This is a genomic window from Pseudomonas azerbaijanorientalis, from assembly GCF_019139795.1.
GTDB lineage: Bacteria > Pseudomonadota > Gammaproteobacteria > Pseudomonadales > Pseudomonadaceae > Aquipseudomonas > Aquipseudomonas laurylsulfatiphila.
The window spans coordinates 761,691-783,501 of sequence record NZ_CP077078.1; the positions used below are offsets into that span (position 1 = coordinate 761,691).

The 21,811-nt window shown below is 59.7% G+C and carries 22 protein-coding genes and 1 pseudogene; 10 read left to right on the forward strand and 13 right to left on the reverse strand.

Features of this window, described 5'->3' with window-relative positions; genetic code table 11:
* Positions 1-161 precede the first annotated feature (161 nt).
* Positions 162-1,067: a cation diffusion facilitator family transporter gene (locus KSS91_RS03315; RefSeq protein ID WP_095964717.1), complete on the forward strand. Its 906-nt coding sequence runs from the start codon at positions 162-164 to the stop codon at positions 1,065-1,067.
* A gap of 102 nt (positions 1,068-1,169) precedes the next feature.
* On the opposite strand, the gene KSS91_RS03320 is transcribed toward KSS91_RS03315, so the two are convergent.
* From KSS91_RS03320 to KSS91_RS03350, 7 genes are all read right to left on the reverse strand, one after another.
* Complete coding sequence (locus KSS91_RS03320) at positions 1,170-2,303, reverse strand: AGE family epimerase/isomerase (protein ID WP_217837042.1); 1,134 nt, start codon at positions 2,301-2,303, stop codon at positions 1,170-1,172.
* Positions 2,304-2,505: 202 nt separating this feature from the next.
* Positions 2,506-3,078: a HupE/UreJ family protein gene (locus KSS91_RS03325; protein WP_217837043.1), complete on the reverse strand. Its 573-nt coding sequence runs from the start codon at positions 3,076-3,078 to the stop codon at positions 2,506-2,508.
* Positions 3,079-3,104: 26 nt separating this feature from the next.
* A complete protein-coding gene (gene ureG / locus KSS91_RS03330; protein ID WP_007979691.1) occupies positions 3,105-3,719 on the reverse strand; it encodes an urease accessory protein UreG in 615 nt (204 codons plus the stop codon).
* A gap of 23 nt (positions 3,720-3,742) precedes the next feature.
* Positions 3,743-4,417 carry an urease accessory protein UreF gene (locus tag KSS91_RS03335; protein ID WP_217837044.1) on the reverse strand — a complete coding sequence of 225 codons (675 nt, stop codon included), beginning with the start codon at positions 4,415-4,417 and terminating at the stop codon, positions 3,743-3,745.
* On the reverse strand, positions 4,414-4,914 hold the full coding sequence (gene ureE, locus KSS91_RS03340) for an urease accessory protein UreE (RefSeq protein ID WP_015093252.1): 501 nt from the start codon (positions 4,912-4,914) through the stop codon (positions 4,414-4,416). The genes KSS91_RS03335 and ureE overlap by 4 nt, the downstream gene beginning before the upstream one ends.
* A 295-nt stretch (positions 4,915-5,209) precedes the next feature.
* Positions 5,210-5,842, reverse strand: coding sequence for a TetR family transcriptional regulator (locus tag KSS91_RS03345; protein WP_007979686.1), 633 nt, complete (start codon positions 5,840-5,842; stop codon positions 5,210-5,212).
* A 171-nt stretch (positions 5,843-6,013) separates the two neighbouring features.
* Positions 6,014-6,526: a hypothetical protein gene (locus KSS91_RS03350; protein ID WP_126048950.1), complete on the reverse strand. Its 513-nt coding sequence runs from the start codon at positions 6,524-6,526 to the stop codon at positions 6,014-6,016.
* Positions 6,527-6,913: 387 nt separating this feature from the next.
* Between KSS91_RS03350 and KSS91_RS03355 the strand changes: the two genes are divergently transcribed.
* Positions 6,914-8,983: an AsmA family protein gene (locus KSS91_RS03355; protein ID WP_217837045.1), complete on the forward strand. Its 2,070-nt coding sequence runs from the start codon at positions 6,914-6,916 to the stop codon at positions 8,981-8,983.
* A gap of 77 nt (positions 8,984-9,060) precedes the next feature.
* Here the strand turns inward: KSS91_RS03355 and KSS91_RS03360 are convergent, their stop codons facing one another.
* From KSS91_RS03360 to KSS91_RS03370, 3 genes and pseudogenes are all read right to left on the reverse strand, one after another.
* Entirely contained in the window at positions 9,061-9,759 is a 699-nt protein-coding gene (locus KSS91_RS03360; protein ID WP_217837046.1) for a hypothetical protein, read from the reverse strand.
* A gap of 68 nt (positions 9,760-9,827) precedes the next feature.
* Positions 9,828-10,610 (reverse strand): hypothetical protein, encoded by a 783-nt coding sequence (locus KSS91_RS03365; RefSeq protein ID WP_217837047.1) that lies wholly within the window; start codon positions 10,608-10,610, stop codon positions 9,828-9,830.
* Between the two features lie 271 nt (positions 10,611-10,881).
* A pseudogene (locus KSS91_RS03370) lies at positions 10,882-11,808 on the reverse strand (LysR substrate-binding domain-containing protein).
* Between the two features lie 110 nt (positions 11,809-11,918).
* Here KSS91_RS03370 and KSS91_RS03375 point away from each other — a divergent pair.
* The 3 genes from KSS91_RS03375 (at position 11,919) to KSS91_RS03385 (ending at position 13,861) form a co-directional block, all read left to right on the forward strand.
* Positions 11,919-12,557, forward strand: a complete 639-nt coding sequence (locus KSS91_RS03375) for an FMN-dependent NADH-azoreductase (RefSeq protein ID WP_217837048.1) — start codon at positions 11,919-11,921, stop codon at positions 12,555-12,557.
* Entirely contained in the window at positions 12,558-12,863 is a 306-nt protein-coding gene (locus tag KSS91_RS03380) for a DMT family transporter (RefSeq protein ID WP_217837049.1), read from the forward strand.
* 107 nt (positions 12,864-12,970) lie between these two features.
* Positions 12,971-13,861 (forward strand): esterase/lipase family protein, encoded by an 891-nt coding sequence (locus KSS91_RS03385; RefSeq protein WP_217837050.1) that lies wholly within the window; start codon positions 12,971-12,973, stop codon positions 13,859-13,861.
* 103 nt (positions 13,862-13,964) lie between these two features.
* Here the strand turns inward: KSS91_RS03385 and KSS91_RS03390 are convergent, their stop codons facing one another.
* Positions 13,965-14,852 carry a DMT family transporter gene (locus KSS91_RS03390; RefSeq protein WP_015093260.1) on the reverse strand — a complete coding sequence of 296 codons (888 nt, stop codon included), beginning with the start codon at positions 14,850-14,852 and terminating at the stop codon, positions 13,965-13,967.
* Positions 14,853-14,949: 97 nt separating this feature from the next.
* Here KSS91_RS03390 and KSS91_RS03395 point away from each other — a divergent pair, with 97 nt between their 5' ends.
* The 3 genes from KSS91_RS03395 to KSS91_RS03405 all read left to right on the forward strand — a co-directional run bounded on the left by KSS91_RS03395 (position 14,950) and on the right by KSS91_RS03405 (position 17,405).
* On the forward strand, positions 14,950-15,744 hold the full coding sequence (locus KSS91_RS03395) for an AraC family transcriptional regulator (protein WP_217837051.1): 795 nt from the start codon (positions 14,950-14,952) through the stop codon (positions 15,742-15,744).
* Positions 15,745-15,808: 64 nt separating this feature from the next.
* On the forward strand, positions 15,809-16,117 hold the full coding sequence (locus tag KSS91_RS03400; protein ID WP_111284342.1) for a PsiF family protein: 309 nt from the start codon (positions 15,809-15,811) through the stop codon (positions 16,115-16,117).
* Between the two features lie 274 nt (positions 16,118-16,391).
* Entirely contained in the window at positions 16,392-17,405 is a 1,014-nt protein-coding gene (locus KSS91_RS03405; protein WP_015093263.1) for an AI-2E family transporter, read from the forward strand.
* Between the two features lie 117 nt (positions 17,406-17,522).
* Here the strand turns inward: KSS91_RS03405 and KSS91_RS03410 are convergent, their stop codons facing one another.
* Positions 17,523-18,797, reverse strand: coding sequence for an Hsp70 family protein (locus KSS91_RS03410; RefSeq protein ID WP_015093264.1), 1,275 nt, complete (start codon positions 18,795-18,797; stop codon positions 17,523-17,525).
* A gap of 297 nt (positions 18,798-19,094) precedes the next feature.
* Here KSS91_RS03410 and KSS91_RS03415 point away from each other — a divergent pair, with 297 nt between their 5' ends.
* Positions 19,095-20,042 (forward strand): DnaJ C-terminal domain-containing protein, encoded by a 948-nt coding sequence (locus tag KSS91_RS03415; RefSeq protein ID WP_015093265.1) that lies wholly within the window; start codon positions 19,095-19,097, stop codon positions 20,040-20,042.
* A gap of 27 nt (positions 20,043-20,069) precedes the next feature.
* On the forward strand, positions 20,070-20,375 hold the full coding sequence (locus KSS91_RS03420; RefSeq protein ID WP_007979663.1) for a chaperone modulator CbpM: 306 nt from the start codon (positions 20,070-20,072) through the stop codon (positions 20,373-20,375).
* 114 nt (positions 20,376-20,489) lie between these two features.
* Here the strand turns inward: KSS91_RS03420 and KSS91_RS03425 are convergent, their stop codons facing one another.
* Entirely contained in the window at positions 20,490-21,617 is a 1,128-nt protein-coding gene (locus KSS91_RS03425; protein WP_217837052.1) for a sensor histidine kinase, read from the reverse strand.
* Positions 21,618-21,811 lie beyond the last annotated feature (194 nt).

Sequence of the window (21,811 nt, forward strand, 5' to 3'; positions counted from 1 at the left end):
CGTTCATCGCGGGCAAGCCCGCTCCCACAGGAATCGCGCTGAACCTGTGGGTGCGGGCTTGCCCGCGATGAGGCCAGTTCGGCCACCGCTGTAGATCGGCTAGACTCCTCACCTACTAACGCCGCCGCACCCGGCGGTCTAGAGGTCTTAGAGGAGATCCAGTGAGTAATCGAGGCGAGCAGGCGCTGCTCAAACAATCGACCTTCCTGATGCTCGCCGTGACATTCGCCGGGATCATCACCGGTTTTGTGTCGGGCGCTCAATCCATCCTGTTCGATGGCTTCTTTTCGTTGATCGCGGCCTTCATCAAGGTCCTGATGCTGATCACCGCCCGGCTGATCGCCAAGGAAAGCAACCAGCGCTTCCAGTTCGGTTCCTGGCACCTGGAACCCATGGTGCTGGTCATCGAGGGTAGCTTCATTTTTCTGGTCGCCATTTACGCCTTTCTCAACGGCGTGTTCGGCATCATCAATGGTGGCCGCGAGGTCGAGCTCGGACTGGTGATCGTCTATGCGGCAGTGTTTACCGTCGTCGAGCTCATTTATTTTTTCTACGTCCGCCACCGCAACCGCACGCTCAACTCATCGCTGATCCAGTTCGACAACATCAGTTGGCTGGTGGACGCGATGCTGTCGGCGGGTTTGCTGGTGAGTTTCCTCATCGCGCTGCTGCTCAAGACTCAGGGTTACGACAAGTGGGCGGTGTATGTCGACCCGATGATCCTGATTCTGCTGGCCTTGGGCATGCTCCCCCCGGCGCTCAAAATCCTCGGACCGGCCTTGCGCGATGTGTTGGGGATCGTCCCGGATCAGCTGGACGACAAGGTGCGTCAGGTGATGGAGGTGGCGAAGGTCGAGCATGGTTTCGACGACTACATTTCCTACGTGCAGAAGCACGGCAGGGCGTGTTTTATCGAGATCCACATCGTATTGCCGAAGGATTACTGGCTGGACGGTGTGGGGCAACTGGACAGTTTGCGCGAGGAAATTTCCGCGAAGCTTGGCGAGCCGGATGCCGCACGATGGCTGACCATCAGCTTTACCGGGGACCGCAAGTGGATTGAGTGACAGTCAGGTGACCTCTTTGAGGTCATTCGCGAGCAGGCTCGCTCCCACATTGAAATGCGATCAACTGTGGGAGCGAGCCTGCTCGCGAAAGCAACCAAACACTCAGCCGAGATATTCCGCCAGCCCGCGATAACAGGTCGCCAGGTGATAAGGCGTGGTCGACGGCATATCGCGGCGGCTGACTTCACCGTGGGCGTCACGACACTCATACCAGCCGCCGGTATGTAGCGAGCGCTGCTGCAACGCCTGCAACTGGCGCAGAACATCCGACTCGCTATCGGGTCGCAGCGTCAGGGCGCGCAGGTACTCGGCCTGGGCCCAGATACGCTGTGTGCCATCCCGGACGCCGCCACCTGGTTCGAGATCGAGCATGGCCCGTACCGCACCGGTCTGTTGATCGACGCCCAATTGCTCGGTAAAGGCGAAGGCCCTTTCCAGATCGGCATGCAGGGTTGAAGTGCGCAGCAGCGCCGAGGATTCCAGCAGGAAATACCACTCGAACTGATGCCCCGGTTCAAACCAGTTATCCACAGACCCCAGCGGCTTTTCCATCAACACGCCGTGCTGCGGATCGATGAAGCGCGCGTGCATGGCTGTGCATAACTCGGTGAGTGCTTGTTGCACGTCGAGGTCTTCACGCACCGACAGGGTGGCGAGGAATGCTTCGGCCAGGTGCATCAGCGGGTTTTGCAAGGGGCCGCTGCCCAGCGATGCCCAGTCGCGGTCGAGCGTGGCTTCATACAGACCGTCGTCCGTGGCGAAACGCTGCGCGATCACTTCCAGCGAGGCGTTGAGTACCGACTCGACCAGCGGCTCGCGGACCTTGTCCCAGTAATGGGCGCAGGCGAACAGGATGAACGCGTGGGTATAGAGGTCCTTGCGCTGATCCAGCGGCGCACCATGTGCATCGACGCTGTAGAACCAGCCGCCGTGCTCTGCATCGTGGAAGTGCCGCTGCAACGAGCGGAACAAAGCGGCGGCACGCTCTTCGGCGCCCGGCACCTGACCGATCAGGCTGGCAAACAGATACAACTGCCGCGCACAGGCCATGGCCCGGTAGCGTTGCGGTGGCAGCGGGTGGTGTCCGGCATCCAGCGCCTCATAAGGCAACGCCATGTCGGCATTCCAGCCAGGACCTAGCCAGAGCGGCACGATGACGTTCAGGAAATGCTGCTGCACCGAGGCGAACAGGGCGGTCAATTCAGGCTGGGAGGCGGAGCGGGAAACAGGTGGCATTGGCTGGCGTCGTCACGGCAAGGGCGATTGCGCGACATGTTAGCAGAGAGGCTGACTTGAGAGAGGCTGTGTCTGTCAGGCCGCCTTCGCGAGCAAGCCCGCTCCCACAATGGATTTGCTGTGAACACAGTACTTGTGAACAACAAAGATCAAATGTGGGAGCGGGCTTGCTCGCGAAGAGGCCGTGGAAGGCGCTAGAGAATCAACCCGCCAGCAACCACACCCCGGTCGCCGCCGAAGCCGCGCCCGCCAGTCGAACCAGCGGTGCTGCCGCCAGCGGCAAGGTCCGCACCAGCGCATAACCCGCCGCATGCAACACCGCCGTCGCTGCGACAAAGCCTGCGGCATAGGTCCATGGACTCGACATGTCCGGCAGTTCCAGCCCATGCGCCACACCATGAAACAGCGCAAACAAGGCTGTCGCACCTACCGCCATCACCAACGGTGGACGCACAGCCAGCGCCACCGCCAGCCCCAAGGCCAAAACGGAAGCGGCAATCCCGCTCTCCAGTGCAGGCAGGTTCAACCCTTCAAAACCCAGCATCCCGCCAATCAGCATGGTGCCAACGAAGGTACACGGCAGCGCCCAGCGCGCAGTACCGTGTTGTTGTGCAGCCCACAGGCCGACCGCGAGCATCGCCAGCAGGTGATCGAGACCGCCAAGCGGATGGCTGATACCGGCGATCAAGCCATTGTCGCCGTGCCCCGGATGGGCGAGGGCAAGGGCTGGCGTCAGCAGCAGGGCCAGGGCGCCCAGAATGCGTTTCAGTGTCATGGAAAGCTTCCTTGTTGAAGGGGTGATCAGGCCGCGGTCAGCAAGCCCTGGCGTTCGATGAAGGCGATGATCTGTTCCAGACCCTGGCCGGTTTTCTGGTTGCTGAAGACAAATGGCTTGCCGTTGCGCATGCGCTGGGTGTCGCTGTTCATCATCTCCAGCGAGGCACCGACCAGCGGCGCCAGGTCGATCTTGTTGATCACCAGCAGGTCGGATTTGCAGATCCCCGGCCCACCCTTGCGTGGCAGCTTGTCGCCGGCCGAAACGTCGATCACGTAGATCGTCAGGTCGGACAGTTCCGGGCTGAAGGTCGCGGAGAGGTTGTCGCCACCGGACTCCACGAGAATCAGGTCCAGCCCCGGAAAACGGCGATTGAGTTGATCCACGGCTTCAAGGTTGATCGAGGCGTCTTCGCGGATGGCCGTGTGCGGGCAGCCGCCGGTTTCCACGCCGATGATGCGTTCCGGCGCCAGGGCTTCGTTGCGCACCAGAAAGTCGGCGTCTTCGCGGGTGTAGATGTCGTTGGTCACCACGGCCAGGTTATAGCGCTCGCGCAGGGCCAGGCACAGGGCCAGGGTCAGGGCGGTTTTGCCGGAGCCGACCGGGCCGCCAATGCCGACGCGCAGGGGTTGTGTGTTCATGTGATTCTCCAAAATGACAGGCCCTAGGAACGGAACAGACGGCTGTACTGGCGCTCATGCGCCATACACGCCAGGGACAGGCCGAAAGCGGCGCTGCCGTAGTGATCGGGATCGATTCGGGTGGCGTTCTGTTGAGCCTGTTGAAGCAGCGGCAACAGTTCGCTGGTCAGGCGTTGGGCGGCTTGCTGGCCCAGTGGCAAGGTCTTCATCAGCACCGCCAACTGGTTTTCCAGCCAGCTCCATAGCCACGCAGCCAATGCATCCTGCGGGCTGATCTGCCAGGCGCGCGCGGCCAGGGCCCAACCCAGGGCCAGATGTGGCTCGCAGCATTGTTCGAGGAAGGCACGGGCGGGTGTGTCGAGTTCCGGCAAGCCGTTGAGCAACTGCTGCAACGAGTAGCCCATCTGCCGGCTTTCCTGATGCAGCTCGCGAGTTTCGCGACTGGCGCGGTGTTCCTCGCAGCGTTGCAACAATTGGCCCCAGTTGTCCTCGCTGGCGGCCACGCAATGGGCGAGCAGCAAGGGTGCTTCGAAGCGTGCCAGATTCAACAGCAACTGATCGCCGATCCAGCGACGCGCACTGTCGGGGTCGTTTACCCGGCCGTTATCCACAGCCATTTCCAGCCCTTGGGAGTAGCTGTAGCCGCCAATCGGCAATTGCGGACTGGCCAGGCGCAGCAGCGCCCAGGCCGGGTTCATGGGCGTACGCCGAACTGGTGCAGTTTCGGCGCGTAGTTGAAGTCTTCATCACCGTGGCGCGAATGATGATGGCCACCGCCGTAGGCGCCATGTTCCGGCTGGAATGGCGCTTCGATGTTCGAGGCAATGGCACCGAGTTGTTCGAGCATGGCCTTGAGCACGTAATCGTCGAGCAGGCGCAACCAGCCGTCGCCGACTTGCAAGGCGACATGGCGGTTGCCCAAGTGATAGGCCGCGCGGGTCAGTTCGAAGGCATTGGCGCAGGTGACGTGTAGCAGTTGTTCGGGGCGGGCGCAGACACGCACGATTCGCCCGTCTTCGGCTTGCAGGCATTCGCCGTCATGCAGGGGCGGTTGGCCGCGCTCCAAAAACAACCCGACGTCTTCGCCCTCGGCACTGAAACAGCGCAAACGGCTTTTGCTGCGGGCTTCGAACGTCAGGTGCAGTTCAGCGGCCCAGACGGGTTGAGGGTCGATTCTGCGATGAATCACCAGCATCGGAAGGCTTCCAGCAATGGACGATGCTCAGGCTAGAGCAAGGGGCTTGCCAATCGACATGATGCGTAGGAAATGGCTGACGGAGGCGTAGGAAGGTTATCGATTGAGTGAGTTTTTTGGTTGAAGTTGGTGCGCTGATTTTTTTCTGCGCACCAATTTAAGGCGGAATTGATTTTTGTGGGAGCGAGCCTGCTCGCGATAGCGGTGTGCCTGTTACATGGATGTTGAATGTGTCGACGCCATCGCGAGCAGGCTCGCTCCCACAAGGTTCAGGGGCAGTCTGTAGATGATGGCATTACTCGGTACTGCCGAGCCCTTGCCAGTGCTTGAGACCGATAAAGATGAAGCGCAGTTGCTGAGTAATCTTGGCCTGGGGCGTCAGGTGCTCAGGCAAGGCCTCGGCGGGCGGATCGATGATGTCCGGCAGGGTGGCGAACACGCTTTTGACGATCAGATCCGCCATGACGCTCAGGTCGGCGATGTCCAGATGCTGCAGTTTCGGCATCAGTGACAAATCCGCCGCCAGGTCCGAACTGATGCCTTCGCGCAGACGGCCAATGGCCTGGCGCACCGGCAGCGAACCGCCGTATTGCTCGCGGGCGAGAAACAGGAACTGTGAGCGGTTGGCACTGACCACGTCGAGAAAGATCCGCACCGAGGCATCGATGATGCCCCCCATCACGAATTCGTTGTGCCGTACCAGGCGAATGGTTTCGCGGAAGGTCTGGCCGACTTCGCTGACCAGCACCAGGCCCAGTTCATCCATATCGGCAAAATGGCGGTAGAAACCGGTCGGTACGATGCCGGCGGTTTTCGCGACTTCACGCAGGCTCAGGCTGCCGAATCCTCGGCCACCATCCATGAGGCGCCGGGCAGCGTCCATCAGGGCATTACGGGTCTGTTGTTTCTGTTCGGCGCGGGGCAGCATCGCAAGGGCGTTTTCTGGACAAGGACGCGGCGCACTCTAGCAAATCGGCTTTGCCGGCGTCGAACGACTGTGAGGGATCAAGCGGGGAAGTGCGGCATCTATAAAGCGCAGTGCTGAAAAGTCAAAAGCCCAATCCGGGGATTGGGCTTTTTTTCTGGGCGGCCATGGGGCTTAGCTCAGAGTGCTGTTGCGTTCGATCACTCGGTCACCACCGCCTTCAGCGAGGGTTTGACCTTGTGGAGTGCGATCCGAACCGTCGGCAGCGAGGGTTTGACCTTGTGGGGTGCGATCCGAACCGTCGGCAGCGAGGGTTTGACCTTGTGGGGTGCGATCCGAGCCGTCGGCAGCGAGGGTTTGACCTTGTGGGGTGCGATCCGAACCGTCAGCGGCGAGGGTCTGGCCTTGTGGGGTGCGATCGGAACCATCGGCAGCCAGGGTCTGGCCTTGTGGAGTACGGTCCGAGCCATCCTGAGTGATCAGGCCTTTTTCTTTCAGGCGATCATTACCGCCTTCGGCAAGGGTCTGGCCTTGTGGCGTGCGGTCGGAGCCATCGGCGGCGACGGTCTGGCTGAACACCGAGTGGTCTTGTTTCACTTGTGGAGTGGCCTGGTCAGCTGCTGGCAGGGCAAAAGCAGTGCTGGCCAGCATCGAGAGTGAAAGGCTAAGCAGTAATTGGCGTTTCATGATTGTTGTGCTCCTCGGGGGTGCGAAAAAGTGGGTACGAGGGCAATGCTACTCTCGATAAGTCGATATAAAAGTTCATAAACGCAATGGTAATAATCAACGGAATTGATTGTTTGCTGGGGAGGCTCTAGGTCGGGCGTTTCCGGCGAGTTATCTGGCACTGGTTTGGGTATTTTCGACCCACTCGTGACGTGTAAAGGTGCGGGGTCGGTAACGCTGAATGACTGATTGGTCAGTATTGGACTGGCTGAATTCGGCGAAATCGGTCTATCGATTAAACCTGCCGGGTCTTTATCAGTCGTAGACTTCATGGCGAGCCGCTTCCGGCCCACCGTTTCACCTGTGCGTCGCAGTCGGGGCGCTCAGTCGTATCAGGAGCCCTGTGCAATGACGCGCACCCAAAAGACGTTTGTCTGGACCCTTTCTACCTTCCTTACCTTGTTGGCGTTGCTGGTGCTGATCATCGTGTTCTTCGACTGGAACCGGATCAAACCGCCGCTCAATGCCAAGGTTTCCGAAGAACTGCACCGCGCTTTTGCCATCAACGGCAATCTGTCGGTGGTCTGGCAGACCGAGCCCGATGAAAGCGGCTGGCGCGCCTGGGTGCCGTGGCCCCATGTGGTGGCCGAGGACCTCAGCCTGGGCAACCCCGACTGGTCGAAGCAACCGCAGATGGCCACTCTCAAGCGTGTCGAGTTACGCATTTCACCCCTGGCTTTGCTGGCGCGGCGGGTGGTGATCCCGCGTATCGACCTCGCCGAGCCGAATGCGCAGCTGCAACGCCTGGCTGACGGACGCGCCAACTGGACGTTCAAATTCGACCCCAAAGACCCGAACGCCGAGCCCTCCAGTTGGGTGGTGGATATCGGTGCGATCGGTTTCGACAAGGGCCACGTCACCCTCGACGACCAGAGCCTGAAGACGCAGCTCGACGTGCTGATCGATCCGTTGGGCAAGCCGATTCCGTTCAGCGATATCGTCGGAGACAAAGCGGCGAAAGCCGTGCAGGAAAAGGGCTCGTCGCCCCAGGATTATGCGTTCGCCCTCAAGGTCAACGGCCAGTACCACGGCCAGAAACTCGCGGGGCAGGGCAAGATTGGCGGGCTGTTGGCGTTGCAGGATGCAGCACGCCCGTTTCCGCTGCAGGCACAGGTGAAGATCGCCGATTCCAGCGTCGAACTGGCCGGCACCCTGACCGATCCGCTGAATCTCGGCGCCCTGGACCTGCGCCTGAAACTGGCCGGCACCAGCCTGGGCAACCTCTACCCACTGACCGGCGTGATCCTGCCGGATACGCCACCCTATGCCACCGACGGCCATCTGATCGCCAAGTTGCACGAGCCGGGTGGCGCGGTGTTCCGCTATGAAGCATTCAACGGCAAGATCGGCGAGAGTGACATCCACGGCAGTCTGACCTATGTGGCCAGCCAGCCACGGCCAAAACTCAGCGGCTCGCTGTTGTCCAATCAATTGCTGTTCGCTGACCTGGCGCCGCTGATCGGCGCCGATTCCAACGCCAAACAGAAGGCCCGTGGCGGTGACAGCAAACAACCGGCGGACAAAGTGCTGCCGGTCGAAGAGTTCAAGACAGACCGCTGGCGCGATATGGACGCCGATGTCGAGTTCACCGGCAAGCGCATCGTGCACAGCGAAAAACTGCCATTCAACGACCTCTATACCCATCTGGTGCTCACCGATGGTGTGCTCAGCCTCGAACCGCTGCGCTTCGGCGTGGCCGGCGGCAAGCTGGACGCACAGATTCGCCTGAACGGCCACACCGATCCCCTGGAAGGCCACGCCAGGCTCACGGCGCGGGGATTCAAGCTCAAACAGTTGTTCCCCGGCTTTGAGCCGATGAAAACCAGTTTTGGCGAGCTCAATGGCGACGCTGATATCAGCGGGCGCGGCAATTCGGTGGCCAGGCTGCTGGGCAGCGCCAATGGCGATCTGAAAATGCTGATCAACGATGGTGCCATCAGTCGCGAATTGATGGAGTTGGCGGGTCTGAACGTCGGCAACTACGTGGTTGGCAAGATCTTTGGCGACAAGGAAGTGAAGATCAACTGCGCGGCCGCCGACTTCGGTATCCAGTCCGGCCTGGCAACCACCCGGCTGTTTGTATTCGACACTGAGAACGCCGTCGTCTACATCGACGGCACCGCTAACATGGCGACGGAACAACTGGACCTGACCATCACCCCGGAATCCAAGGGCTGGCGCCTGATTTCATTGCGTTCGCCGCTGTATGTGCGCGGCAAGTTCATCAAGCCCGATGCCGGGGTCAAGGCCGTGCCGTTGATGCTGCGCGGCGCCGGGATGGTGGCGCTGGGCGTGATCGCCGCACCGGCGGCAGGGTTGCTGGCGCTGGTGGCACCAAGTGGTGGTGAGCCGAATCAATGCGCGCCGTTGCTGGAGCAGATGAAGTCGGGCAAGGCGCCGAAAACGGTCAAAGACTGACGGGGCTCGGTAAAAAATGCCCAGGCACTGGCGGAGTTCGCAGTGCCTGGGCATCAACGTGCGGTTGGACTTTCGCTTCAAGCGCTCGGTACTTCTACGTGAAGCAACTCGGTTTTGATTTTGCTTCCGAGTTTTGTAATGACGGTGTCTCTGATTTGCTCGTACCGGGTTTTATCCAACGAGCAGCGCAGTAGCCGTATGTTGTTTTTTGTACTCTTGGTTGCTTTCAATACGGGCTGATCGAGCAGATCGATTGCGATCCCGACGGTTGTCGTGAAGGCGATTTGCAGGGTCAGGATGGCCTCGTCCTGCCTGACTATCGTCAACAGCATTGCGGTAGGAACCGCCGTGTTCGTCAACGATGTGATTTTCTGATCATCCGTGACTGCGGCGTTTACCTTCAGTTTATTGATGAGCGTTTCAACTGCCAAAGAGTCAGCTGGAAGCGCCGTCAGTTTTGAAAAAGCGTCGACGAGGGCTTGATGGTCATAGGCTGGCAAGTAACTGTCGATGCTTTCTGTTACAAGCCCCAGCAGGCTTGATTTATTAAATTCAGAACGCTCGGGGACTCGACTGTTAATGACCCATCCTAATTTCGTCAGGGTGTTCGAATAAGTTGTCCAGGATATATCGCGGTCGTTGCTTGCTCTTGCAGCTAGAAGTTCGACATACAAGCTGGAGTTCAAAACGTCGCTTTTGAACTGTTGGGTATGCGGCCCGCAGAAAACTGTGATGTTTCCGCTGACAAGATGAATATCAACTAGTTCTTCGTTCATGATTGGGTTGCTTTTTATTGGCGGTTGGGGGTTGGATAGGCGATATCTCGCCGATCCAACGAATGGACTCAATCAAGATCTGGCAAGTCAATGATGTATTTCTTGCCATTCTCGGAGTACTTGCCATACAGAGTTTCACGTAATCCGGAAAATACCTTTGTATCCAGGTAAGAGCGCACAGCACCGGTTTTTAAGGTGGTGGATTGGGTGGTGGATTTCCAGAACAGGATGCCTCGCGAGCTTTCCCGAGCGTCCAGAGAGATGCAGTTGAGGATCATGTTCGGTTGTTTGTAGTTATCAATCCAGACCGGCGAAATATCGAACTTGGCCTGTGTTCCGAGTTTCTTGTTGTGTTCATAAACCCGGATGATGTCGGAGTTCTTTTGTATATGGCCCACTGCCTGCTCCGCAACTTTTGCCAATACGGCAGCTGCATTAGCTCCTATCAATCGTGCGGCCATTTCTACGGCAACCTGATTCATGGTCAACCCGGTTCTGCTGATGGTGGTCCCTTCGATGTCCCGGCCCTGGGTGACCCAGCCAAGATGGCTCAGGCCGTTGACATAGTATTTGTACCATTCAAAGAGTTGCGAATCTTCTGGGTACATTTTGGTGGCGGCATTCTGCATGACCAACTTGCAAAGGTTGACGTCACTAATGTTTTCTTCTGTGGCGCCCGGAAGAAAGGCATTGATGTTATCCGGCATTACACTTGCTGTGGGTTTGTCAATATCATGCTCTGGGGGAGGTGTCTGTGTGACGGAGTTCGAGGAAAAAGCTGCCACTCTCGGGGTGATGATGGGTAGCCTGGGTAATGAGTCAATGAACTCAAGGCGTTGTTCGAAGTGCATAATAAGTCCTTTATTTTTGGTGATCGGACATTCTTGTCTGTGGGTCGAATATAAAGAATTGAGTTTGCAAGTCTAGTGAGGGTTTGTAACTTTGTTGGTTGAGTTTTGGTTGCTTGCATTAAAAAGTGTTATGGCGGTTTGTTTGTCATCAGGCTTGTTTGTTGTTGTATGTTTTTTTTTTTTTTTTTTTTTGGGGGGGGTGGCGTTAGTTGTCGGGTCATGTAAAAGCAAAGATCGCAGCCTGCGGCAACTCCTGCAGGGAGTTGCGTTGTTACTTTGTTTGCGATCTTGGTAAAAGTCCCGACAACGCTGCTTCCTCCTGCAGCCAGGCAAAAAACGCCCGCACCGGTGGATGGCGTTCGCGTCCCGGAACACACAGCGCACTGTATCCGGCGCCATCCACCTGAACGTCCCCGCGATAAGGCGCCAGTAATCCACTGGCCACGCTTTCCGACACCAGAATATTGCTCGCCAGCACCAGACCCTGCCCGGCAATGGCCGCTTACAAGGCGTAATGCTCTTCGTCGTATTCGCGCACCGCTGGCCGACCGCTCAGCCAGGTTTCGCCCGATTGCGCGCACCAGGCCTCCCAGCCGTGGGCATAGAGTTTCGAGTTGTGCCAACGCACGCTGATCAGCGTCGGGGCACGATTGATCGCCAGCGCCACTTGTTCGGGCGAACCGTAGACACCGAAGGACTCATCGAACAGGCACTGGCCGTACAGGTTGGGGTAATCGTCGAGGCTGTAGCGCAGTACCAGATCGACACTGGCGTCCTGATGCAAATCGATGACTTCGCAGTGGGTGTCGAGGCGAACGTTGATGTTCGGGTGCCGGGCGTAGAAGCGTCCCAGTCGAGGCACCAGCCACAGCGCGGCGAAGGCCGCGGTGGTGGAGACCGTCAGGTTGGCGCCGCTGCGTTGCGGGCGCAGGGTATCGACACTTTGCGCCACTTCGAGGAATGCTCCGTGCAGGCTCTGGAACAGCCGTTCGCCGCACTCGGTCAGGCGCACCTGGCGTGGCAGGCGTTCGAACAGCGGCACGCCGAGCCAGCTTTCCAGGGAGCGGATCTGATGGGACACCGCCGTCGGGGTGACAGACAGTTCTTCGGCGGCGGCCTTGAAACTCAACAGGCGTGAGGCGGATTCGAAGGCGCGCAGGGCGGTCAAGGGCAATGAGGCGAACATTGAACACTCCACAGATGAAATAGATTCATCTTGGCTGATTTTTACTCATTTGAATGGGCGCAACCGCGAGCTTCAAGCTGCAAGCCACAAGCCGTTTTAGTTTAGTCCCTGAGGAGATTCAGATGAGTAAAATTCTTGCTGTCCATGCCAGCCCCCGTGGCGATCGTTCGCACTCCCGGCGTTTGGCCGAAGTGTTTCTGTCGGCCTGGCAAGCCCGTCATCCATACTCGCAACTGACCCGGCGCGAAGTCGGTCGGGCGCTGATCCCGCCGGTCAACGAGGCATTCGTGGCCGCCGCGTTTTACCCCGAGCCCGCTGCTCGGCCGCTGTCGATGCAGGCCGATCTGGCGTTCAGCGATGAACTGGTCGGCGAACTGCTTGGCCATGATGTGCTGGTGATTTCCACACCGATGCACAATTTCAGCGTTCCCAGTGGCTTGAAGGCCTGGATCGATCAGATCGTGCGGGTGGGAGTGACCTTCGATCACACCCTGGACAATGGCGTGGCCCAGTACCAACCGTTGGTGCAAGGCAAAAAAGCCCTGATCATCACCAGCCGTGGCGGCTTCGGTTTTGGTCCGGGCGGCGAGCTGGAAGCCATGAACCATGCCGATACGCTGCTGCGCACGGTGCTCGGATTCATCGGCATCACCGATGTCACAGTGGTCGCTGCCGAGGGCGAGGAGTCCGCCGAGCGCAGTTTTGAAATCTCTGCCGCCGAGGCTGAGCAGCGCTTGTTGGCGCTGGCCGGGGAGTTCTAGATGGCCTGGCTTTTTCTGCTGGTCGCCGCTGGGTTCGAAGTCACCTTCGCCATGGGCATGAAGTACGCCGAGGGCTTCACCCGGCTCTGGCCTTCGCTGATCACGGTGTTAGCTGCTGTGGGCGGGATCTACTTCCTGACCCTGGCCATGCGCGAGCTACCTGTGAGCATCGCGTACCCGATCTGGACCGCCATCGGTTCGCTGGGCACGGTGTTTCTCGGGTTCGCGCTGCTGGGGGAAAGCCTGAGCGTGATCAAACTGGTCTCGGTCGGCCTGATCGTGGCGGGCGTGGCAGGGTTGAAGTAGGGCGGATGACATAGACTTGTCGTCGAGTTGTCATCTTCGCAGGCGTAGCTTGGCGGATGTCTTGTCTACCGCCTTGCGTCACCACCCGACCACAAGGAAGTCCACCCATGTCGCAAGGTTCTGCCCCGCGTTACCCGCTGGTGCTGGTCCCGGGAATGCTCGGGTTCATCCGGTTGGTGCTTTATCCGTACTGGTTCGGGATCGTCGAGGCGCTGCGCCATGGTGGGGCCGTGGTGTTCGCCGTGCAGGTCTCGCCGCTTAATTCGAACGAAGTACGCGGCGAGCAATTGCTGGCACGTATCGACGAAATCCTGCGGGAAACCGGGGCCGACAAGGTCAACCTGATCGGCCATAGCCAGGGCTCGCTGACCGCCCGTTACGCCGCGGCCAAACGCCCGGACCTGGTGGCATCGGTGACCTCGGTGGCGGGGCCGAACCACGGTTCGGAGCTCGCCGATTACCTGCATCAACACTATCCCCATGACAGCCTGCGTGGTCATCTGCTGTGCTTTTTGCTGCGAATGGTCAACATGTTGATGGGGTGGCTGGATACCGGTTACCACGGGCCGAAGTTGCCGGTGGATATCCATGCCTCCCATCACGCCCTTACCACCGCTGGCGTCGCGCTGTTCAACCAGCGTTATCCACAGGGCTTGCCTGAAACCTGGGGCGGTCACGGGCCGGAAGAGGTCAACGGCGTGCGCTATTACTCCTGGTCCGGCACTTTGCAGCCGGGCATCACCGATCGTGGGCGCAATCTGCTGGACGGTACCAACCGCAGTTGCCGGTTATTCGCCAAAACCTTCGTCCGTGAAGCCGGGCATTGCGACGGCATGGTCGGGCGCTACAGCTCGCACCTGGGCACGGTGATTGGCGATGAGTATCCGCTGGATCACTTCGATATCGTCAATCAGTCGCTGGGGCTGGTGGGCAAGGGGGCAGAGCCGATCCGTTTGTTTGTCGAACATGCGGCGCGACTAAGCGCGACGGGGCTTTAGACCGCGTTATCGTTCATCGTCGGAACGCCGCCCGGACCAAGCCACGCTCCCACAATGGAATGCAATCCCCTGTGGGAGCGGGCTTGCCCGCGAAAGCGCCGGATCAGGCAACGCTTATCTTGCGACCAAGCACGGTGGTCCAACGCTCGGAAACAATCACCCCGCCCAGCGTCAACACCCCACCCACCAAGTGGTACATCGCCAGTTGTTCATGCAGCACCACCGCTGCAATCAATGCGGTAATCAACGGCAGCAAATTGAAAAACTGCGTGGTCCGGCTCGGACCCAAACGTACCACCGCCTGCATCCACGCCAACGGCGCGACCATCGAAGCCAGCAGGCAGGCGTACAGCACCAGTGGAATATTCTGCAGGGTCGGGCCGACTTTCGGTGAGGCGAGGAACAGCGGAAACAGCACTACTACGGCCACCAGCACCTGCAGATACAAGAGCACCAGCGGCGGCAGTTTCAGCTGCCATTTTTTCAACAGGGTGCTGTAGACCGCATAGGCCAGGGTGGCGATCAGCATCATCGCGTCGCCCAGGTTGACTCCGTGTTCGAGCAATGTGCCCAGGCTGCCGGACGACACCACCACCAGGACACCGGCGAACGACAGCACCGCTCCGGCCAGGGCCCCCATGGTCAGGCGCTGGCCGAGGCTGATGATCGCCATGGCGAGCGACATCAGCGGCATCAGCGACAGGATGATGCCCATGTTGGTGGCCGAGGTCAGGCTCGCGGCGAAGTACGCCAGGCTTTGATAGACCGCCATGCCGAGAACACCGAGGACAAAGATCTTGCCCAGTTTCGGGCGGATCAGGGGCCAATGGGCGAGCACCGGTTTGAGCATGAAGGGCGTGAACAGCAACCCGGCCAGCAGCCAGCGGTAGAAACCGATCTCGGCGGGGAAGATCGCCCCGGCCGACATTTTGGTGATCACTGTGTTGCCGGCCCAGATGAAAATGGCCAGCAGGGGGTAAGCGTATTGCATCGGGAAAAACCAGAACGTTAATGAAGAGCAATTATCCGCTTGTCTGGATGCAAGCCTATACTTCGATCCGGACAACTCGCCCTTGATGACGGACAGCATGAGCAGTAAACACATCGACCTGCTGGATTTCAGCGAACTGCCGTCGGCGGTGTACTTCCGCTACGCCGATTTTGACGCCCACGAATACGCCGCCCCCCATCGGCATCCCTGGGGGACGCTGGAATATGCAGCCCACGGCGTACTGCACATGGACGTCGAGGGCAGCCGCTTCATGTCGCCGCCGCAATACGCAGTGTGGGTACCGCCACAGATCGAGCACAGTTTCTATAGCCATCAACCGGTCAACTACCGCGCCGTGTGCCTGGCGCCCAAGGTGTGCGCCGAACTGCCGTCGCGAGCCTGTACCCTGGCCATCAGCGACATCCTCAAGGCGATCCTCAAGGACTTCGCCGCCCGGGACGTGCAAATTCCCGAGCGCGATGCGGACCAGCGTCTGGCTCAGGTATTGGTGGATCAACTGCAACAGGCCCCGGTGCACGAGTGCTATCTGCCCTACGCCAGCAGCCCGGGATTGCTGGGGATTCTGGAAGCATTGCAGGCCGAGCCTGGGGATAACCGGCCGCTGGCGGTATGGGCCGCACGCATCCATGTCAGCGAACGCACCCTGGCGCGGCAGTTCGTGCGGGAGCTAGGCATGAGCTTCGGTGAGTGGCGCCAGCGCCTGCGTTTTCTGGCGGCGATCGAAGCGCTGGACAGCCAGCGCAGCATTCAGGAAATAGCTTTCGACATGGGCTACAGCACCGGCTCGGCGTTTATCGCGATGTTCCAGCGCCAGGCCGGGTGTACGCCGGAGCAGTATCGGCGCAGCCATCTGGAGAGCAGGAAGGTGTAACAGGGGTTGTCTACACTCCAGTACGAGGCCGCCCCCCTCGGTGTGGCAGCAAGGAGAGAACTCCATGAAGATGTTGCGTGTCCCGTTGTTGATGATCGGTTTGCTGCTCTGCTCCCAGGGTTTCGCCGCCACAGCCCAACAGGAAAAGATGACTACCTGCAATGCCGACGCCACGGCCAAAAGCCTCAAGGGCGACGAGCGCAAAGCCTTCATGAGTACCTGCCTGAAGGCCGCACCGGCGGCAAACGATGCCGGCAAGGCCTTGACGCCGCAGCAAGAGAAAATGAAAACCTGCAACGCCGACGCCGCCACCAAAGCCCTCAAGGGTGATGAGCGCAAGGCGTTCATGAGCGATTGCCTGAAGAAAAAATAATTCACAGGGATCAACTCAGTCGAGTGTGGGAGCGGGCTTGCTCGCGAAAGCGGTGCCTCAAACAGCATTGAAGTTGACTGACACGACGCCTTCGCGAGCAAGCCCGCTCCCACATTTGATTGGTGGCGATTTTCAGATATGTGTACGACGATCCGCGATGGGGCTCGCACTCGAGCTGCCACCCCACTAAGGTCGAGCCACACAATCCCTAGTGCTCGCATCGGATCGCTGGCAGACTGCCAATCCTTTTTACGCCGTTCGTTTTTGAGGCTGTATGCCAACGTTTTCTCAGCGTCAAGTTTTGCTGGTCATCAGCTGGGTCATCATTTTTGGCGGGCTGCTGCTGGTCCTGCCGCTGCGGTTGCTGCCGAGCCTGCTCGCCGGGTTGCTGGTGTTCGAGCTGGTCAACATGCTCACCCCGCAACTGCAACGGCTGATCGAAGGCCGGCGTGCGCGCTGGCTGGCGGTGGCATTGCTGGGGACGCTGATTGTCAGCGTACTGTCGCTGATCTTTGCCGGTGCATTCAGCTTCCTGTTGCACGAAGCGGAAAACCCCGGCGCCTCCCTCGACAAATTCATGGGGGTGGTCGACCGCGCACGCGGACAACTGCCGCCGTTTATCGACGCCTATTTGCCGGCCAGTGCCGCCGAGTTCCGTGTGGCCATTGGCGAGTGGGTAAGCAAGCACCTGAGCGAATTGCAACTGGTGGGCAAGGATGCGGCACACATGTTCGTGACCTTGCTGATCGGCATGGTGCTGGGCGCGATCATTGCGTTGCAGCGTGTACCGGATCTGACCAAGCGCAAACCGCTGGCGGCGGCGCTGTTTGATCGTCTGCACCTGCTGGTCCAGGCGTTTCGCAACATCGTGTTCGCCCAGATCAAGATTTCCCTGCTCAACACCATTTTCACCGGTATTTTCCTGGCGGTGATCCTGCCGATGTTCGGCATCAAACTGCCGCTGACCAAAACCTTGATCGTACTGACGTTCCTGCTCGGCTTGCTGCCGGTGATCGGCAACCTGATGTCCAACACCCTGATCACTATCGTCGGTCTGTCGCTGTCGATCTGGGTCGCCGTCGCGGCGCTGGGTTACCTGATTGTTATCCACAAGCTCGAATACTTCCTCAACGCGCGCATCGTCGGCGGGCAGATCAGTGCCAAGTCCTGGGAGTTGCTGTTGGCGATGCTGGTGTTCGAGGCCGCGTTCGGCCTGCCGGGGGTGGTGGCGGGGCCGATTTACTACGCGTATCTGAAGAGTGAGTTGAAGCAGGTGGGGATGGTTTGATCTGCTGGATCTTTGTTGTCTGAGCTGGCCCCTTCGCGAGCAAGCCCGCTCCCACAAGGACTGTGCATGACCTGTGGGAGCGGGCTTGCTCGCGAAGAGCGCACCGCAGATTTCGGATCAGTCCATAGACCCGTAGCGTTTCGCAGCCTCGATCGCCAGACCACTACCGATACTGCCAAAGATGTTCCCTTCCACATGCCGCGCCTTCGGCAGCATCGCCGAGACGCTGTTGCGCAGCGCCGGGATACCGCTCGAGCCGCCGGTGAAGAACACCGTGTCGACCTGATCGACCCGGACATCGGCGTCTGTCAGCAATTGGGTGACGCTGTTGCGTACGCGCTCCAGCAGGTTGTCGATGGCCGACTCGAACAGCGCACGGCTCAAGTCCACGCTCAGGCCCGCTTCAATGCGGTCCAGCGGCACGTGGCGCTTGTCGGCGTGGGTCAGTTGGATCTTGGTTTCTTCCACTTCCATCGCCAGCCAGTGGCCGGCGCGCTGTTCGATCAGTTTGAACAGGCGATCGATGCCGCCGGTGTCCTCGATGTCGTAGCGCATGCTGCCCAGGGCCAGTTGCGATTTCTGCGAGTACACCGAGTTGATCGTGTGCCAGGTCGCCAGGTTCATGTGGTGGCTGGTGGGCATGTAGGCGCCGCTCTTCATCCGGCTGCCGTAGCCGAACAGTGGCATCAGGCCGGCCAGCGAGAGTTGTTTGTCGAAGTCGGTCCCGCCGATGTGCACGCCGCCGGTGGCGAGGATGTCGTCCTGGCGGTTATCCACAGCACGCCGCTCTGGCGACAGGCGCACCAGGGAGAAGTCGGACGTACCCCCGCCGATGTCGACGATCAGTACCAGCTCTTCTTTCTCGATGGTCGACTCGTAGTCGAATGCCGCGGCAATCGGTTCGAACTGGAACGAGACTTCCTTGAAGCCGATCTTGCGCGCCACGTCGACCAGGGTGTCTTCGGCTTCCTTGTCGGCCATCGGGTCGTCATCGACGAAGAACACCGGGCGTCCCAGCACCACTTCTTCGAATTCCCGACCGGCGGCGGTTTCGGCACGGCTCTTGAGCTGGCCAATGAACAGCCCGAGCAGGTCCTTGAACGGCATGGCCGTGCCCAGAACGCTGGTGTCGTGCTTGATCAGCTTGGAACCCAGCAGGCTCTTGAGCGAGCGCATCAGGCGGCCTTCGTAGCCTTCCAGGTACTCGTGCAACGCCAGCCGGCCGTACACCGGGCGACGTTCTTCGATATTGAAGAAGACCACCGACGGCAGGGTGATCTTGTCGTCCTCCAGCGCGATCAGCGTTTCCACGCCGGGGCGCAGCCAGCCGACGGTGGAGTTGGACGTGCCAAAATCGATACCCACGGCACGGGCTGGAGATGCGTTGTTCATGACTTTCAGGTTCCGGTTAAAAAACGGCCGCGCAGTGTATGCCAGTGCGCGCCAGAATCGAAGGCCGGTTATCTGCTAATTCTTCGCAAACAATGCCTTGAAAGATGGGGCATTCCCCCCAAACTACCCTGCATCAACCGGACAGCGGCGGGCGTGCTCGCAAGAAGCCCCGCCGGCTGCCGATAAACTTCTGCCGCGCCGCCCGGTCACAAATTTGAGATCGGTCAAACCAACGGCTGCAAACAAGCGCATGCTGTGGCCCGTGGCGCGATTTGATAACGGATGGTGATTCCCGCGATGGACTTCAAAGACTATTACAAGATTCTCGGTGTGGAGCCGACCGCAGACGATAAGGCGATCAAGGCCGCCTATCGCAAGCTGGCGCGCAAATACCACCCCGACGTCAGCAAGGAAAAGGACGCCGAGGCCAAGTTCAAGGACGCCTCGGAAGCCTATGAAGCGCTGAAAAGCGCCGACAAGCGCGCCGAATACGATGATCTGCGCCGCTATGGTCAGCACGGCCAACCGTTCCAGGGACCACCAGGCTGGCAAAGCCGTGGCGGTTTCGGTGGCGGTGGTCAGGACACGGGCGATTTCTCGGACTTCTTCAGTTCGATCTTCGGCAACCGTGGGCCTGGTTTCAATGGCGGTGGACAGTCGCGTCGCAGCACCGGACGTCGAGGGCAAGACGTGGAAATGGAGCTTGGGGTTTTTCTCGAAGAAACGCTGTCGACCGAATCGAAGAAGGTCACCTTCCAGGTACCGCAGTACAACGCGGCCGGCCAGCATGTGAGCAACACCAGCAAAAGCCTGAACGTGAAGATTCCGGCCGGTGTGGCCGACGGCGAACGCATTCGCCTCAAGGGGCAGGGCGCTCCGGGTGTGGGTGGCGGCGCCAATGGCGACCTGTACCTGACGATCCGTTTCGCACCGCACCCGAAATTCGACGTCGAAGGCGATAACCTGATCATCACCTTGCCACTGGCTCCGTGGGAGCTGGCGCTGGGGGCCGAAGTCGCCGTGCCGACCCTGACCGGCAAGATCAACCTCAAGGTGCCGGCCGGCAGCCAGAACGGCCAGCGCATGCGCGCCAAGGGCCATGGCCTGATGAACAAGGCCGGTGAGCGCGGTTACCTGTTTGTGCAATTGAAGGCCGTGATGCCGAAGAAATCCGACGATGACATCAAGGCCCTGTGGCAGGAGCTGGCGAAAAAAGCCGCGTTCGACCCGCGAGAGCATTTTTGATCCCTTAGAACCAAGGAGTCACTGACAATGAGCAGTCCCCTGATCGTTCAACTGGACATGGCAGAATTCTGTGAGGCGACCGAGCTGTCGGACGTCTACGTGATCGAAATCGTCGAGCACGGCATCCTCGAACCTCAGGGCGCTCAGCCCAAGGACTGGGTTTTCAACGACTATGAGCTGACCCTGGCCAAGCGTGCCGCCAAGCTGCGGCGCGACCTTGACCTGGAGTGGGAAGGCGTCGCCCTGGCGCTGGACCTGCTCGAAGAAGTGCAGCAGCTGCGCGCCGAGAACCGCATGCTCAAGCAGCGGTTGGGGCGGTTGTTGGTCGAGTAGGAGCTGCCGCAGGCTGCGATCTTTTGATTTTGCTTCTGAAGTTTTGCATCCGCAGGGGCAATGAAACACAAGATCAAAAGATCGCAGCCTGCGGCAGCTCCTACACGGGGTGCTTCAGGTTTTGCGTGGCAACACCACGGTAAAGGTCGTGCCATCCATCTCACTGGAACTGACTTCAATCGTCCCCTGGTGGGCGTCGACCACTTCCTTGACGATAAACAACCCCAACCCAAGGCTGGTAGTGGGCTCGCCGAGTTCTTCGCTGGCACTGCGCACCAGCGGGTCGAAAAGGGTCGGGATCGCATCGCAAGGGATGGGGGCTCCGTCGTTCTGCACCGTCAGCCGAACGCCGTCGGCCTCGCCCTTGAGGGTCAAGGTCACTTCACGTTTGCTCGAGCCATGCTGCAAGGCATTGCCGATCAGGTTTTGCAGCATCTGATCGATCCTGCGCGGGTCCCAGGTACCGCGGGTGTCACCCTGTACCGTCAGGGTCGGATCGCACTCCGGTTGACTGACACAGGCCCGCGCAATCGCGTCCCGTGCCGCTTCGGCCAGGTCCATGGGCGTCGGTTCGATCGGCAGGTGCTTGCCCAGGCGACTGCGCACCAGTTCCAGCAAATCCCCGACCATCACTGCCAGATGTCCGGTGCTGCGCTGGATATTGATCGCGCACTTGAGCGCATCACCTTCCAACGCGGCTTTGCGCAGCAGGATTTCGGTGGACATGCTCACCGCCTGCAGGGGCGCGCGCAGGTCATGACCGAGGATCGCGAGGAAAATGTCCCGGGAGCGGTTGACCATTTCGGCATAGGCGGCGGTGGATTCGGCCAGGGCTTCGTCGATGGCTTCGTTGAAGCGGATCATGTCCTGGAAGTAGGCCAGGTCAGGTGACTGCAGGCTGTTGACCCACAGGCGGATGACACAGGCGCGCAAATGACGGAATTCACTGGTCATCTGCACCAGGTCAAAACCCACGGTATGGCGCAACTCGCCATGGCTGGCGCCGGCCTCGTCGAGGCTCGGGGTTTTCTCCGGGCCTTCGCCGCGTGCCTTGGCCGCTTGTTCGGCGGGTGTCTGGGGTTTGCAAATGTCCCGGGCCGCGGCCAGCAGGATCGACCTGGCATGGTCGCGCAAGGCGGCGCTGTCCATGGACTCGGCGGCCGGGGTAATGGTTTTGGCGAACTGCTCCCACTCATCGACGATGCGATCAACCTGTAGCACGATGAATTCGGAAAGACGCATGGCGGTTACCTGAGCATGAATCGGGGGACAGCGAATCGAATAGTAGTCCCTTTGCCGGAAAAAACACGACCGCTCGTTCGGTGGCATAAGTCCAGGCCCCTGTGGCGGTACTTATGTAATGACGGCTCTTTGAATTTCGAACGGTGAAGGCCTTTTTTCGGGGGCGGCCCAACGGTTTTTTGGGCTTTTGTTTG

Coding starts and splice junctions, on each gene's coding strand:
- KSS91_RS03320 (WP_217837042.1), bottom strand. CDS start 2,303: ATGCCACCTGTTTCCCGCTCCGCCTCCCAGCCTGAATTGACCGCCCTG.
- KSS91_RS03325 (WP_217837043.1), bottom strand. CDS start 3,078: ATGACACTGAAACGCATTCTGGGCGCCCTGGCCCTGCTGCTGACGCCA.
- ureG (WP_007979691.1), bottom strand. CDS start 3,719: ATGAACACACAACCCCTGCGCGTCGGCATTGGCGGCCCGGTCGGCTCC.
- KSS91_RS03335 (WP_217837044.1), bottom strand. CDS start 4,417: ATGAACCCGGCCTGGGCGCTGCTGCGCCTGGCCAGTCCGCAATTGCCG.
- ureE (WP_015093252.1), bottom strand. CDS start 4,914: ATGCTGGTGATTCATCGCAGAATCGACCCTCAACCCGTCTGGGCCGCT.
- KSS91_RS03345 (WP_007979686.1), bottom strand. CDS start 5,842: ATGCTGCCCCGCGCCGAACAGAAACAACAGACCCGTAATGCCCTGATG.
- KSS91_RS03350 (WP_126048950.1), bottom strand. CDS start 6,526: ATGAAACGCCAATTACTGCTTAGCCTTTCACTCTCGATGCTGGCCAGC.
- KSS91_RS03355 (WP_217837045.1), top strand. CDS start 6,914: ATGACGCGCACCCAAAAGACGTTTGTCTGGACCCTTTCTACCTTCCTT.
- KSS91_RS03360 (WP_217837046.1), bottom strand. CDS start 9,759: ATGAACGAAGAACTAGTTGATATTCATCTTGTCAGCGGAAACATCACA.
- KSS91_RS03365 (WP_217837047.1), bottom strand. CDS start 10,610: ATGCACTTCGAACAACGCCTTGAGTTCATTGACTCATTACCCAGGCTA.
- KSS91_RS03375 (WP_217837048.1), top strand. CDS start 11,919: ATGAGTAAAATTCTTGCTGTCCATGCCAGCCCCCGTGGCGATCGTTCG.
- KSS91_RS03380 (WP_217837049.1), top strand. CDS start 12,558: ATGGCCTGGCTTTTTCTGCTGGTCGCCGCTGGGTTCGAAGTCACCTTC.
- KSS91_RS03385 (WP_217837050.1), top strand. CDS start 12,971: ATGTCGCAAGGTTCTGCCCCGCGTTACCCGCTGGTGCTGGTCCCGGGA.
- KSS91_RS03390 (WP_015093260.1), bottom strand. CDS start 14,852: ATGCAATACGCTTACCCCCTGCTGGCCATTTTCATCTGGGCCGGCAAC.
- KSS91_RS03395 (WP_217837051.1), top strand. CDS start 14,950: ATGAGCAGTAAACACATCGACCTGCTGGATTTCAGCGAACTGCCGTCG.
- KSS91_RS03400 (WP_111284342.1), top strand. CDS start 15,809: ATGAAGATGTTGCGTGTCCCGTTGTTGATGATCGGTTTGCTGCTCTGC.
- KSS91_RS03405 (WP_015093263.1), top strand. CDS start 16,392: ATGCCAACGTTTTCTCAGCGTCAAGTTTTGCTGGTCATCAGCTGGGTC.
- KSS91_RS03410 (WP_015093264.1), bottom strand. CDS start 18,797: ATGAACAACGCATCTCCAGCCCGTGCCGTGGGTATCGATTTTGGCACG.
- KSS91_RS03415 (WP_015093265.1), top strand. CDS start 19,095: ATGGACTTCAAAGACTATTACAAGATTCTCGGTGTGGAGCCGACCGCA.
- KSS91_RS03420 (WP_007979663.1), top strand. CDS start 20,070: ATGAGCAGTCCCCTGATCGTTCAACTGGACATGGCAGAATTCTGTGAG.
- KSS91_RS03425 (WP_217837052.1), bottom strand. CDS start 21,617: ATGCGTCTTTCCGAATTCATCGTGCTACAGGTTGATCGCATCGTCGAT.